The organism is Microcoleus sp. T3_A4 (assembly GCF_036700465.1).
Classification (GTDB): Bacteria; Cyanobacteriota; Cyanobacteriia; order Cyanobacteriales; family Microcoleaceae; genus Microcoleus.
In genome coordinates this window covers 78,161-92,044 of the sequence record NZ_JAUBOY010000032.1, presented here as the reverse complement: position 1 = coordinate 92,044, position 13,884 = coordinate 78,161, and the positions used below count along the sequence as shown (strand labels likewise).

Genomic DNA, 13,884 nt, shown 5'->3' with positions numbered 1-13,884 from the left:
TTTCGGCTCCGAGTTAACAATTTTTCTTAATTTTACATCATCTTGCATTTGTCTCACATTTATTTGAAATTACTATATTTATCTAAATTGATAGAGTTTAGTAGAAAGAAAAATGCAGATTGCTAAACAAAACTAAGATTAATATCATGTCCGGTCGAGCGATCGCGATTTTTGTAGGGGCCGGTGAGCCAGCAGTACCTGGCAATAATTAACAATCCCAAAAACCCGCCCCGACCGGGATATTATGGTTAATCGATCGGACATGATATAACTGATACCATCGGTGGTCAAGTAGCTGGCATAATTTTAGATTTGAGATGGGAAATTATTAAATTACCAATCTCAAATCTAACAAGGCTTCAAAATTGCTAACCTAATTTGTTAGATACTTCTGCCAGTTTAGTCACCATTTGGGATACGGCTTTGTCAACTGCCGCGCTCAAAAGTGAGTCTTCATTGCTGCTGCCAGAATTGCTGCTGATACCTCTGACAGAAATATTAGAATCGCTTTGATCTGCTTCTCCTACCGCTTTGGCTGTGGCAAGAATATCTCCCGAAGCTGTACCGATTAACCGCACATCTATTTGAACGGTAGCTTTGGTTTTTTGTGAACCCGCGCCGATTCCCATGAAACTGCCACCGCCGGATTGTTTGTCGATATTAAACTTGGTAATGGTGCCGATGAGTACGGCGTCAACTCCTAATTGTTTGCCAATTTCGGCTGCTGTCCCGGCATCCATCGCGCCGCTGCGATTTTGCTGTTTGAGCACTTGTTCGAGTTTGCTACGATCGACTACTGTATAAGTGCCGTTGTTGACGAGTTCGTTGATCAAGAGTTCGCTGATACCTTTGGCGGCGCCGACTCCCCTGTAGGAAGTGTAATAGCTGTTGGTGGGGCCGTAGTCGAAGTCCATGACTACGAGGCGCTTTTTGGCAGTTGCTTGGGCGAGTTGGGTTGCGGGTTCGGTGGTGGCTGGTGTGGCGATCGCATTTACTGAAACGCCTGCTAGCATTAGGGTAGCGAGGGAAATGCTGGTTAAGCGAGATATGGTGGTTGTTTTCATAAAGCTTACCTCACAGTTGTTTTGTGCCAACTCTAGGATACTTTACGGAACAGCCCGATTTGACATACCCCTGCCTAAAGGCGAGGGGATTCTTGATTCGCAGGGATTCCAATGAATTTACTTGCAGGCAAGCATCTTGACCGTATGCCCTACGGCTGCAAGTCCTCTAATTAGAACTACTTGAGTGGCTGCAACATCTCTGTCCGTTGTATAGCCACAGTTCGAGCATGAATGAGTACGCTCATCAAGCTGTTTTTTTCCTGTTTCTGCTAGACAATTGGGGCAAACTTGACTCGTTTTATGAGCGCTTACCTTTTGAAAGTACACGCCATATTTCAAACAAGTTTGCTCGCTTGATTGTGAAGAACTGACCCCAGCTTGCGTCTAAGCAGTGTTTCCCTAGCATCGCCCAAGAGTGCCCAATCAGATTCAGATCCTCAACGAAAATCATTCCCACGTTTTGGCAGATTTGATGAGATAATTTACGATGCCAATCTTTCCGACTGTTAGCAACGTATTCATGCAGTTTGGCGACTTTCTTTTGAGCTTTACGCCAATTGTTAGAACCTAGTTTTTTACGACAGACACGTTGTTGCAGCAATTTAAGCTTGCGTTCTGCGTCTTTAAAAAATCTTTGGCGCTTGACTAAAAGACCGTTAGAAGTTGCTAGAAAATTAGTTAGTCCCACATCAATTCCGATACCTTCACCGTGGGGCATTAGAGTGGGTACTGAAACGTCCCATTGTAGGGTTAACATCACGTACCAACCGCTAACCCTACGGACTATCCTTGCTTAATCGTTGCACCATCAGGGATAGGAGGTGATTGATGAAACTTAACTAAACCAATTTTAGGGAGCTTCACCGCTTGATTTTGGACAGGGTTAACCCCCAATTGCGGGAATACAAACGATCGCATTGTTCCTGCTTTCTTAAAGCGGGGGAAACCGTGTTTTTCTTCCCACATACTCACAAACGCTTTTTCAAGCCTTTTGAGTGTTTGCTGTAGGACGTGTACTTGGACGGCAGCCAAAGTGGGTATGTTTGCCCTAGCCGTAGTTAAACTTTTGCACTGGCTTGCATAAGTTGGTCGTTTTGTTTCGGTCCGAATGATGAACTCAGATCGGATAGAGCAAGCGTTAATTCGACAACTACGAGACTCAAACCAATGTTTACGCTCTGCCAATGCGTAGTTGTATACGCGACGGCATTGTTCTAGCCAATCTTCAAAGATTGCTATTTGTCCTGCCGTTGGTTTGAGTTTGAATTCGTAGACTAAATGAAACATTTGCTCTATCCTCCTACCTGATTATATCAAAACCATGAGCGAACGTAGGAACGCTTGTTCAAGAAGTCTAATTAAAGCCGTCCTAAAAGGACTGGGCTTGCACCCAAATTTTCGGTCAGGGTTGGGGGTGAGGAGGTTGGAATTGGCGGGTTTTAGTGTTTTTTGACTTTCAACAGGCTTAATTTTTGTTAATGAACCGCAGAGGACGCAGAGGAGACAGACTAAAGGTGGCAACAACCGCACAGCCATCCAAAATTCCTTTTACACCCCAGATTCCATAAAACCCATCAACCAATTAGCCATCGTCGCCCGGCGAGTCTGTCTGGGCCCGAATTCCCCAATTTTATAGCCTTTAAAGCCCAATTTTTCCTTCAGCAACTGCTTGTTTTCTGGAGGAGTCGATCGAGTCAATTTCACTGTCGCCGGCCTAGAATCGATAAAATCGGGCGGTTCCGCGTACTCTTGGCGCCACTCGGGTGCAACACCTGCACTGTTCCACTTGCCAGTCTCGGCATCCCAGCGGTAGCCCAGATACTGCCAAACTAGCTGATTAACAGCAGCATCGTCGATTTCTTCGTTGAGAATAGCCCAAATAGTTTCGTTATTCAGCGGTGGTAATTCAGACATGAGCGCGATCGAATCGGAAATAAAAAAAGTTTAACTCACATTAGATAACATTATCAGGAACGGGCATCTTGCCCGTTCCACAAAAAATCATAGGAATTTGTTTGTGGGGTGGATACGCGAGCCCGCCCAAAATGCCACCCCCAAAAAAATTAATTATTCAAAATTCCGTCTTTCTCGGCCATCGACAGCATTAAGTCAATCACCCGGCTAGAATAACCCCACTCGTTGTCGTACCAGGAAACAACTTTGAAAAACTTAGAATTAAGTTCAATTCCCGCACCTGCATCGAAAATGCTCGATCGCGCGTCGCCCTGAAAATCTGTCGAAACCACTGCATCCTCAGTATATCCAAGAATGTTTTTGAGTTCGCCCTCCGAAGCTTTTTTCATTGCCTCGCAAATTTCTTTATAGCTAGTTTCCTTTGCCGTTTTGAATGTAAGGTCAACTACAGACACGTCGGGAGTTGGCACGCGCAAAGCCATTCCAGTCAATTTTCCTTTCAATTCTGGCAACACCAAAGTAACAGCTTTCGCTGCACCGGTCGAAGATGGAATAATATTTTGAGCCGCACCGCGTCCTCCCCGCCAATCTTTTTGGCTTGGGCCGTCTACAGTGGGTTGAGTAGCTGTCATTGCGTGAACTGTCGTCATTAAACCTTCTTCCAATCCGAAGTTATCGTTGATAACTTTGGCAATTGGTGCTAAACAATTCGTCGTACAGCTAGCATTAGAAACAACCGTATCTTTTGCCGGGTCAAATTTGTGGTGGTTGACGCCTACTAGAAAAGTTGGAACTTTTTCCGGGTCTTTTGTCGGTGCTGAAAGTATTACTCGTTTTGCTCCCGCCGTCAAGTGTTTTGATGCGCCTTCAAAATCTGTAAACAATCCGGTAGATTCTACAACATAATCTGCGCCGGATTTACCCCAGGGCAATTCGGCAGGATTTCTAATCGCTGTACAGGGGATAAAATTTCCGTCAACGACAATCCCGTCTGGTTTGCTTTCAACTTCGCCGTCGTAAATGCCGTGGGTGGAGTCGTATTTGAAAAGATAAGCCAGGTTTTCTGGCGAAACTAAGTCGTTAATGCCGACAAATTGGATGTTGGGGTTTTTGATGCCGGCACGCATGACTAGCCGTCCGATGCGACCAAATCCGTTGATGCCAACTTTTAATGCAGCCATGTTTAAACTCCTATTGAAAATATCGTTAGTCGATCGGGCGTTAGCGAAGCCCTCGCAGAGGATCGCCTGTTGTGGCTTAGAATTTACCACGCTAACGGATTTTGGCAACTGATTCTTTTCTATCTCTTAAGAATTCTGAATTCTGCCCCGGCTGGGAAGGGCAATTCATCCTGAAATAACCGCTGACTAATGGCTAATGGCTGATTTATGTCAAATTGTAAAAGTGCTATAATAGACAGAAAATATTTTCCAAATCGCCTTTTTAAAATCAGGCTAAAGTAATAACAAAAAACTTAGGGAAAATCTAAAACGTATGAGCATTCTCACCCGTGGTGGCTATCGGAACCCTAAGCCTAGGATTAAAGTGCCAGATACGCGCAAGAACACGGCAATGCCGTGTCCCTAAACATATGGCGTACAATCTTTGTGTAGCTCTACTTTTCCGAATTGGTATAATCACCAATCACTAATGACTACCCCACGCACCTAGTAATTAGCAATTCCACCGCATCGGAAATAAAACACGACCCACCAAATTTATTGAGCACTGGTCTAATGTTTTCTGCAACTGCTGAAACTTGAGCTGGTGAACAAAAAGCAAGCACATAAATGTTATCCAGCGCCGTCATTGATGAATCACGGGAAACGTGATCCCTAGTGCTTTTTCCAGCGACATCACGAATCACCGAATAGCCGGGTACGCCAGCTTTATCTAAACCGTCTAAAATCTTGCCGAGTTCTACTGAGTGGGCTATGATTTCTACTCTTTTGACTGACTCCATCATCTCACCTCCAAAACATATTGATTCCGTATAGATACAGGGGAATGCCTACAATGATATTAAATGGAAATGTCACTGCTAAGGCCGTTGAAATGTAAAGACTTGGATTAGCTTCGGGCACAGTTAGGCGCATGGCTGCTGGTACTGCTATATAAGAAGCACTCGCGCACAATACGGCAAACAGCAAAGTATCTCCCTGCGGCATTCCGATTAATTTGGCTATTACCAAAGCAATTACTGCGTTGACTATGGGAATTAGGATTGCAAAGCCGATCAGAAAAATTCCTGCTTCTTGCAAATCTTTAATTCTGCTAGCAGCAACCAGCCCCATGTCTAGCAAGAAAAAAGTCAGAACTCCGTAAAACAAGTCTTGAGTAAACGGACTCATAACTTCCCAACCATGTTCTCCTGTCAGTACGCCCATAATTAGGCTGCCAATCAGCAGAAAAACTGAACTGTTTAGGAATGCTTCTTGCAACACTTCGGGCCAAACTATTTCGCGTTTTCCTTCTTCCCCACCAAATACACTGACTAGAATCAGACCGACTATAATTGCTGGGGATTCCATTAATGCTAGCGCGGCTACCATGTAACCGTCAAAGTCGATCCCCTGTGCTGTGAGGAAGGAGGTTGCGGTGATAAATGTGACGGCGCTGATGGAACCGTAGGTGGCTGCGATCGCGGCAGCATTGTAGGAGTCGAGTTTGATTCTCAGTATGAAAAAAGTATAAACTGGTACTAGCATTGACATCAGCATCGCTGCCAAAATTGTCAGGGCGATTTGCTGGTCAATTCCGCTTTTGGACAGTTCGACGCCACCTTTAAATCCGATCGCAAACAGCAGGTACAGCGAAAACAGTTTAGGGATGGGCGCTGGAATTTCTAAATCAGATTTGAGAAAAATGGCCAGCATTCCCATGAAAAAAGCTAATATTGGGGGATTTAAGATATTTGACGATACTAAACTCAAATCCACGATCGGTCACTCCCATTTGTTGCGTTTTTAATATTACTTCCCCAGTAATTGTTGCACGAGAATGGATCAATAGACCGATCGAACTTTTGACTCAGAAGCTCGATCGGGCTAAATACCCCCAAATACGGCAAAGGCGCACAGTACGCACCCTACAACGAAGGTGTGCACTGTGCACCCGCAGGCTAAGTTATTGTTGTTTAACTAAGCAACTGACAAATAAGACTCTAGGGCTTCGGAACCACCGATCAACTTGCCGTCGATAAATACTTGCGGCACTGTTGTAGCCCCAGTCACAGCCCGGAGCGATCGGGTTGTGATATCCCGGCCCAAGACGATTTCTTCATAATCCAAGCCCTTTTGACTCAGCATTCCCTTAGCCTTAGCGCAGAAGGGACAGCCCATTTTTGTAAACAGCGACACTAGCTTCGGCTTGGTTGCTGCGGAGTTGATGTAGTTGAGCATCGTCTCGGCATCGGACACTTTGAAAGGGTCGCCCGGTTCCTCTGGCTCAATAAACATTTTTTCAACCACGCCATCTTTTACCAGCATCGAATAACGCCAAGACCGCTTCCCAAAGCCTAAATCTGTTTTGTCTACCAGCATTCCCATGCCTTGAGTAAATTCGCCGTTACCATCGGGAATTAACGTCACATTGTCTGATTCTTGGTCTTTTGCCCACTCATTCATCACAAAGGTGTCGTTGACGGAAATACAAACGATTTCATCTACGCCGTTTTCTTTGAAAACTTTCGCCAATTCGTTGTAACCGGGGAGGTGCGTTGACGAACAAGTGGGAGTAAAAGCTCCTGGCAGCGAGAACACTACTACGGTTTTGCCTGCAAATATATCATCGGTGGTGACATCGACCCACTCGTTGTCTTTGCGAGTGCGAAAGGTGACTTTGGGTACTCTTTGACCTTCTTGGTTCGTCAGCATGATTTTAAATTTTTGGGTACTTGGGTTCAATTCCTTTGCTTATTATAGCGTACTCATAACGAGTATGAGTTGTCAAGGGGAGGCGAGTTTTTTTCTCCGACTTGGGCGCGCGCGCGAGCGAGCTCAGTTCCTTGTCTTTGCGACGGTTTGAATCATAGTCCGAATCAATCTCGCGGCGCGCGCGAACTCAGTTCATTGTCTTGGCGACAGCTAGCAGATTTAAAACTTGCTGTTTAAGTAGGTCGGCAATTCTGTCTCCATTCCTTTGCTGCTGCTAACGGGTGAGGATTTTTTACACATTCTGTCAACATATCGATATCAATTCCCGGTAGCAATTCGCTTTGTGTGATTAATTCATAACCGCAGTTGGACACGAATTCAACCGGAATTTCTTCTCGCAAATGGTAGATAGAAAATCGGTCATTTCGCCAGAACCAAACCTCTCGCACATTCAATCTTCTATACAGTTCTAGTTTATTGATGCTGCCACTGGTAACAATCACTTCAATTACCAAATCGGGAAATTCTTTATCTGTGCCAATACAGTAAGCTTCATCCGGTTCCGTACCGCCACGTTTTTCCTCTTGTCGCAGAGTTGTAGACCCAAAAGGGAAATATTCGATGTCAGCTTCTACAAAATAAATAAGCAGCAGATCTCCAATGCGAGTTTTTCTACTTTCATGGCGGCGAGAAGGCGACATAATTTCCAAAACTCCATCTAAATAAGTAACTCGATATCCTGCCGCATCTCCAATCCGATTCAGCAGTGTCTCGTATTGTTCCCAGTTGGCGCTATCGGTAAGGTAGCGATCTTCAGGATCTTGGCGTTGGAGTGCTTGTTCTTTAAGTAATGTATCTAGCTCGCTCGTCAGCATCGGTATTACCTCCTTACAAGTTGTTCTAATCTTAGCAGACGGCGGTTGAAACCGCGTCTACACAAACGATGTCTGCCTCCGCAGACTGAAGAGAACAAGCCAAGTTTAATCGCCTTTTATTCAACCTGCGGAGGCACGTGCAAGTTTATATAGGCGCGGTTTGAACCGTAAGTCATATCTTATTTCCAATCCCATCTCCGCCCCAAATATTCCTCTAATTCCTGATTGTAAGGTCGGAAATAATCGCTCAACCTGTCGCGAACCGATTCATTTACCCGCTGATAAGAACCAGGATTAGCATTTTGGTATTCAGACAATTGATATTCCGGCAAATCTAAAAATGCTAAAACTTGCTGGACTATAGCCGCCGCACCTGCATAAAAATCTTCACTTTTCAAAATTAACAACTGTTCTCTAGGAAAGAAAGCCAGCCAGTTTTTAATAAATTCTATGTACCTACCGCGAGCTAAATAATTCCCCGGTTCCTCGCCGATGATGTATTCTGGATTTTGATTCAACCGTTCAATTTCATCGCTAATTACTCGATCGAGCGATCGCGCTTCCCAGTTTAAGTCAGTCAAGCGGTAAAATTGAGAAATCGCCCGATCGACCGGATTTCGTAACAGTACAATCAGTTTAGCCTCTGGAAACAGGCTGTAAAGACGTTCCGGTGCTTCCCGATAGTCAAAATAGCTGGGGCTTGCTTCACCAGTTACAAATTGCTCTCCCCGAGGCATGGGCGGAAAATGAGCCAAATACCAATCAATCCCTCTGTCAAAGTGCCACGAGAAAAAATCCATCTCCTTTTTAATCGGAGTCAAAATTTGCGGGTGTTGAGCTAAATAAGTATACAGAGAAGTCGTGCCGCACCGCTGAGAACCAATAATTATAAAGTTAGGAACTTTGACTGGTTTTAAGTTCCAATTTTGTGGAACAGGCATCTTGCCTGTCTCTGCTTGTGGCACAGGCATCTTGCCTGTCTCTGCTTGTGGAACAGGCATCTTGCCTGTTCTCTTACTGATAAGAAATGCCAAACTTTGTTTAAAACTGACAGTTCGATAAAAATCAATCGCCTCGGGAATTTTACCTTGCCTGGTCAAAGCTTCCCCCAAATTCAGATAAGGCCAAAAAGCCTCCGGTTTAGCTGCAACAACTTCGCGGCACAAGTTCTCAACTTCATCCAGCTTGTTTTGCCTAACCAAAACTTCCCACAAATTGTAATAAAACCACCAAGGAATATCGGGATTTATTTCTATTGCTTGGAAAAATGCCGCCGCCGCTTCCTCCCAATATTTTTGCTGGCTCAAAACAGCACCTAAATTGTAATAAGACCAGCAATCATCTGGTTTTTGGGCGACAGTTGCGCGAGATGAGGCTAATGCGCGATCCTCTTCGAGGGCAACGCTTACGCACTTTTCTTGCTGCTGCAACAACTCCTCTACTTCCGTTGATAAATTACCACCACTCGGCATGGATGTCAAGAGAGTTTGGTAAAAAATAATTGCGTTTTTTGGGCGATCGTACTTTGCTAAATTCTTTCCTAACTGCAAATAAAACTCCCAATTTTCCGGTGTAATTTGCAATGGAGATTTTTCTAACACTAAGTTTAAATCAGACTCTGTTTGTCCGAGAGCGTCTCCCAACTTCTCGTAAATTCCCGGCAAATCTCCATCAATTTCAATAGCTTTTAAATACGTAGCGATAGCTTCATCCCACAGTTTTAGTTTAGTTAAAGCGTCGCCTAAATTGCAAAAAGACCAAGCAAAATCAGAGTTGAGTGCAATCTCGCAGCGGTAAGCAGCGGCAGCTTCTTCCCATTGCCGAAGTTTCAGCAAAGCATCGCCCAAATTGTGATAAGACCAGGAAAAATTTGGATTTAATTCAACAGCTTTTTTGTAAGCAGCGACAGCTTCCTCCCATTTTCCAAGTTTCAGCAAAACATCACCCAAACTGTGATAAGACCAAGAAAAGTCTGGATTTAATTCAATAGCTTTTTTGTAAGCAGCAACAGCCTCATCAAACCGACCGCATTGTTGCAGGGAATTTCCCAAATCGTGGTAGTCATTATCCATGCAAAACTCCTGCCATAGCCAGTAATTTTTCCAGCGAGTTCAAATCCAACTGCATATCTTTATGTAAAGGTTTGGTCGGAGCTCCATCATCAACCAAATCACCAATTAAATAGTAATGTTCCAAACCGCACAAATTGCTAATCATCCAATAACAATGCGGGACGTAAAGGGGAGAAAAAATCTCAATCACCTTAGTTCCCGGGCTGCAAAAAACTAGATTTGTCAACCCCCCTCCGTGGGGTGCGACAACTACTTTAGCAGCAGCCAAACACGATGCTTGTTCCGCTATCGACATCGTTTCCAGCTTGACACTGCGAAACCCCAATTTTTCTAAGTATTTAATTACCTCTTCATCGTTGACGATTTGCCGATATGATGCTTGTTGGCGACTGATATAAATTCGCTCTGAATAGTCTGTATTTAGGGGCTGTTGTTCCTTTAAAAATGTCTGTTTGAGATATTCACACTTCCATTTAGAAACCGCCCCAGAGCCGTCATAAGATATTGACGGCACTATTAATTTATCGGCGGTAATGTGTAAATTACAGCGACTTTCTAAAAGTTTATCTTGAGGAATTCCTAAACTATTTAAAGTTTCTGCTTGATAGAAAGAATCGCTGGCATTGACAACAAACTTATCTATAGTTTCTATCAATCCGCTCCGCTGCAAAAGGTCAAATCGCGTAATCACATCAAACATCCAATGAAAATAAGCAGCTCCACCCCAGCGAGCAGATAAAAAAGCCACATTTCCATCGACGTGTTCAGCGGGAGGCAATTTGTCGGAAGTGATTACCAATTCAGCACAACCCATTGAAATGTCAGCAACAAGCTTATTGTCTGAAGTAATGACGGCGGTAGTCACAACATCTGCCCAAGCTCGTCCGTTTGGCAATACGGCAACAAAAGCTTTTCTGGAATGACTTTGATGTTCCCAAAATCTGCGGCTGCTGTCGATTGTTTTGGACTCAGATAAATTGATTTGACTCGCAGGATGGATGTCAATGCAGGTGAGGTTAGGATTTGATTCTGGTGCAACGGTCAAATCTTCTGTAAACCCACAGTATTTTTTGAGAATACCTAAGGGTAAATTTTGATTACTGCATTTTGCCCGATCGCTCTCATCGCCTTCTCCTTGTTGTTCGAGAGCATAACCTATATTATCGTAAGCTTCAAACAAATCGGGTTTAATTTGCAGGGCTTGAACTAAATTAGTGATTGCAGGTTCCCACTGCTGTTTGGCAATTAAAGTCAAACCCAATCCTTCGTAACACCAACAGGATTTTGGATCGAGATTGATGCCTTTTTCATAAATGGCGATCGCCCTTTCCAATTCTCCTTGCTTCCGCAGTGCATCACCCAACTTTTTGTACAGCCAACTATGATCAGATTCTCGCTCAATAGCACGATCAAAAGCCCCTGCTGCTTCGGGCCAATTTTCTTGTAATTCCAGAAGTTCCCCCAAACTATTGTACAGCCAACAATCATCGGGATTTAATTCAATAGCTTTGCGGTAAGCCGCCGTCGCCTCCTCCCAATTTTCCAGTGCAACTAAAGCCCTACCTAATCTCTCGTAAGACCAACAAAAATCGGGATTGAGTTCAACTAACTTGCGGTAAGCAACAGCAGCTTCCTCGCACTCAGAAAGCTCCATCAGCACATCGCCTAAATTGTTGTAAGTCCAACAAAAATCGGGATTTAACTCAATAGCTTTGCGGTAAGCAGCAGCGGCTTCGCCGTGTTCCTCAATCGCCTGCCAAGTTTCCCCCAAAAAGTGGTAAGACCAACTAAAATTAGGGTTTAGTGCGATCGCTCGTTCGTAAGCTGCCCTAGCTTCGTCAAATAGTTCTTTTTTTTGCAGAGATTTACCCAACTTGTGGTAAGTTAAGTAGTTGCCAGACTTAATTTTAATAGCTGTTTGATACCGGGCGGTCGCCTCATCCAAATAACCGGCATTTGCTGCAATATCCCCCAACTTTTCCCAACCTAGAGACACCAGAGTTTGCTCTTCGCCCAAACTTTGATTGCCGATTTTTTTGACAATAAGTTGATAGCCTTTGTGTACTACTTCTAACTGACTTTCAAACATCTCCAAAAAAACATCTATCCCAATTTTAGTATCTTGCTCCGGGCTGTCGGGAAACGTAAACTCGTAATCGTCAAAAATCATCAATCCCCCAACTTTCACCAACCTCCAAGATAAAATCGCATCTTGCAGAGCACTGGTAGGTTTATGACAGCCGTCAATGTAAGCAACATCGTAATATTCCGAAGCCAAATTCACCAACAAATCTTGAGAGTAACCTTCTAATTCAATTACCCGCTCTGCTGCTCCCGTTTTAACAATATTGCCCTTAAAATGTTGTTGAAAATACAAATCAATACAAGTAATCTTTGCCGTCGGATGAGTTAAAATATTATCCAGCAGCCAGCAAGCCGACATTCCCTGAAAACTGCCGATTTCCACCACTTGAAAATCCGCAATTCCGGTAAATTCCTGCAAATGCCGTTTCCAAATAGGAATATTGTGGGTAAACCAATCTTGGGTAAATTGATAATCTTTCGCCGCACACTCAGGCCAACCCCTCAATTCGCCCGCTTTTTGGTGACAAATAATTGCTTCTTCTAATTCGCCTAATTGCGGTAAAATATTTCCTAAATCGTTGTAAGGCTTAGAATTGGCCGGCTCGATTTCTATTTGGTGACGGTAAGCAGCAATTTGGGCGTACAACTCCTGTTGTTTCGTGCGAATTTCCGCAAGTTTTGCGACAACTTCCGCAGCATTGGGTTCAATTTGCAGTGCCATACTATAAAATACGATCGCACCTTCCAACTGCTTCTGTTTCGCTAAGCTATTGCCTAAATTTATATAAAACTCTGCTCCATCTAACTCAATTCCCAGCAATTTGTGGTAAATTTTCCCGCTTGCAAGTACCTCGATACCTTGACAATAAGTTGCGATTGTGCTGTCTAAACCCGATTCGCTCCGCTTCCGCAAAACATATCCCAACCGCTGATTGATTCCCGTCAAATTCGGCTCAATCTGAACCGCGTGCAGGTAAGCAGCCACAGCTTGATCCCAGGATTTTTCGCAGGTTAAGGCAACTCCCAAATTGACATAAAACCACGGAATATTGGGATTTATTGCAATAGCTTTGCGGTAGCAACTAATAGCTTCGGGCCACAGTTGTTTTTGAGCCAAAGCGTCCCCTAAGCAATTGTATGCCCAGTAGGAATTATCATTAATTTCCAGAGTCTGACGGTAACATTTAATGGCTGCATCAAAGTCCTGTTTTTGCGCGAAAACATTACCTAAACCCACGTAAGCACGAGCGTATTTGGGATTTAGTTCGAGGCTTTTGTTGTAACAGGCGATCGCCCGATCTAATTCTCCTCGCTCCGCCCAAGTTTTACCCAAACTGTGGTAAGATTCAAAGGAATTTGGATTGATGGCAATCGCTTGTCGGTAATTGGCGATCGCCTCATCCCACCGCTTCTGGCAAATCAGCATTTCCCCCAAATTGTGATAAGCTGTTGCCAGCTTCGGGTTTAACTTAATTGCCCACGAATAACATTCAATAGCGCGATCGAACTTTCCCAATTCAACCAAACTATTTCCCAGAGTCACGTGCTCCTCAGCCGTCGCCCAATTCGGCTCGATATTAAAAGCTTGATACCAACAGTCTGCCGCCTCTTCTCGCTTCTCTAACTGCGTCCAAATTCTCGCCAACTGCCGATAAACAGCAGCAAAATTAGGCGCTAGCGAAATTGCTTTTTCACAATTGGCGATCGCCTTTTCCCACTGTTTTTCTTGAGAATACAAAATGCCGAGATTAGCATAAACTTCCGGCAAATTTGGATTGCGATCGATTGCCGCTTCATACCACTGCTTAGCTTGCTCGATTTCACCTCGAACCTGCATCACCTTTGCCAGCGTCTGACAAGCTGCCGCCAAATTCGGTTCAATTTTCAACGCTGACTCGCAAGCAGCAACTGCCTCATTCAACTTTCCTTCCGCTAAATAAACTTCTGCTTGCCGACTCAAATCAACCGCTGCCTTTTCCATCTTCTCAATCGAGGGCAT

12 protein-coding genes are annotated in these 13,884 nt (G+C 44.2%); all 12 read right to left on the bottom strand.

Annotation, left to right across the window (positions count from 1 at the left end; all coding sequences use genetic code 11):
• Positions 1-368 precede the first annotated feature (368 nt).
• Positions 369-1,064 (bottom strand): LPS assembly lipoprotein LptE, encoded by a 696-nt coding sequence (locus tag QUA07_RS18980; protein ID WP_333213497.1) that lies wholly within the window; start codon positions 1,062-1,064, stop codon positions 369-371.
• Between the two features lie 117 nt (positions 1,065-1,181).
• On the bottom strand, positions 1,182-1,391 hold the full coding sequence (locus QUA07_RS18975; RefSeq protein WP_333327886.1) for a zinc ribbon domain-containing protein: 210 nt from the start codon (positions 1,389-1,391) through the stop codon (positions 1,182-1,184).
• A complete protein-coding gene (locus QUA07_RS18970; RefSeq protein WP_333327879.1) occupies positions 1,363-1,821 on the bottom strand; it encodes a transposase in 459 nt (152 codons plus the stop codon). Before QUA07_RS18970 ends, QUA07_RS18975 begins: the two co-directional genes overlap by 29 nt.
• Before the next feature lie 26 nt (positions 1,822-1,847).
• Positions 1,848-2,351: a transposase gene (locus QUA07_RS18965; RefSeq protein WP_333327877.1), complete on the bottom strand. Its 504-nt coding sequence runs from the start codon at positions 2,349-2,351 to the stop codon at positions 1,848-1,850.
• A 261-nt stretch (positions 2,352-2,612) separates the two neighbouring features.
• Complete coding sequence (locus tag QUA07_RS18960; protein WP_333327873.1) at positions 2,613-2,978, bottom strand: DUF1823 family protein; 366 nt, start codon at positions 2,976-2,978, stop codon at positions 2,613-2,615.
• A gap of 149 nt (positions 2,979-3,127) precedes the next feature.
• The gene (gene gap, locus QUA07_RS18955; RefSeq protein WP_333327870.1) at positions 3,128-4,159 is read right to left on the bottom strand and encodes a type I glyceraldehyde-3-phosphate dehydrogenase; all 1,032 of its coding nucleotides are present in this window, start codon (positions 4,157-4,159) and stop codon (positions 3,128-3,130) included.
• Positions 4,160-4,632: 473 nt separating this feature from the next.
• Positions 4,633-4,944, bottom strand: coding sequence for a P-II family nitrogen regulator (locus QUA07_RS18950; protein WP_223300725.1), 312 nt, complete (start codon positions 4,942-4,944; stop codon positions 4,633-4,635).
• Position 4,945: 1 nt separating this feature from the next.
• Positions 4,946-5,917 (bottom strand): sodium-dependent bicarbonate transport family permease, encoded by a 972-nt coding sequence (locus tag QUA07_RS18945; RefSeq protein ID WP_333229160.1) that lies wholly within the window; start codon positions 5,915-5,917, stop codon positions 4,946-4,948.
• Between the two features lie 201 nt (positions 5,918-6,118).
• Positions 6,119-6,853, bottom strand: coding sequence for a glutathione peroxidase (locus QUA07_RS18940; protein WP_333327867.1), 735 nt, complete (start codon positions 6,851-6,853; stop codon positions 6,119-6,121).
• Between the two features lie 233 nt (positions 6,854-7,086).
• Positions 7,087-7,728 carry a Uma2 family endonuclease gene (locus tag QUA07_RS18935; protein WP_333327864.1) on the bottom strand — a complete coding sequence of 214 codons (642 nt, stop codon included), beginning with the start codon at positions 7,726-7,728 and terminating at the stop codon, positions 7,087-7,089.
• Between the two features lie 179 nt (positions 7,729-7,907).
• Positions 7,908-9,800: a tetratricopeptide repeat protein gene (locus QUA07_RS18930; protein ID WP_333327861.1), complete on the bottom strand. Its 1,893-nt coding sequence runs from the start codon at positions 9,798-9,800 to the stop codon at positions 7,908-7,910.
• Positions 9,793-13,884, bottom strand: a complete 4,092-nt coding sequence (locus tag QUA07_RS18925) for a tetratricopeptide repeat protein (RefSeq protein WP_333327859.1) — start codon at positions 13,882-13,884, stop codon at positions 9,793-9,795. The genes QUA07_RS18930 and QUA07_RS18925 overlap by 8 nt, the downstream gene beginning before the upstream one ends.

Coding starts and splice junctions, on each gene's coding strand:
- QUA07_RS18980 (WP_333213497.1), bottom strand. CDS start 1,064: ATGAAAACAACCACCATATCTCGCTTAACCAGCATTTCCCTCGCTACC.
- QUA07_RS18970 (WP_333327879.1), bottom strand. CDS start 1,821: ATGTTAACCCTACAATGGGACGTTTCAGTACCCACTCTAATGCCCCAC.
- QUA07_RS18965 (WP_333327877.1), bottom strand. CDS start 2,351: ATGTTTCATTTAGTCTACGAATTCAAACTCAAACCAACGGCAGGACAA.
- QUA07_RS18960 (WP_333327873.1), bottom strand. CDS start 2,978: ATGTCTGAATTACCACCGCTGAATAACGAAACTATTTGGGCTATTCTC.
- gap (WP_333327870.1), bottom strand. CDS start 4,159: ATGGCTGCATTAAAAGTTGGCATCAACGGATTTGGTCGCATCGGACGG.
- QUA07_RS18950 (WP_223300725.1), bottom strand. CDS start 4,944: ATGATGGAGTCAGTCAAAAGAGTAGAAATCATAGCCCACTCAGTAGAA.
- QUA07_RS18940 (WP_333327867.1), bottom strand. CDS start 6,853: ATGCTGACGAACCAAGAAGGTCAAAGAGTACCCAAAGTCACCTTTCGC.
- QUA07_RS18935 (WP_333327864.1), bottom strand. CDS start 7,728: ATGCTGACGAGCGAGCTAGATACATTACTTAAAGAACAAGCACTCCAA.
- QUA07_RS18930 (WP_333327861.1), bottom strand. CDS start 9,800: ATGGATAATGACTACCACGATTTGGGAAATTCCCTGCAACAATGCGGT.
- QUA07_RS18925 (WP_333327859.1), bottom strand. CDS start 13,884: ATGCCCTCGATTGAGAAGATGGAAAAGGCAGCGGTTGATTTGAGTCGG.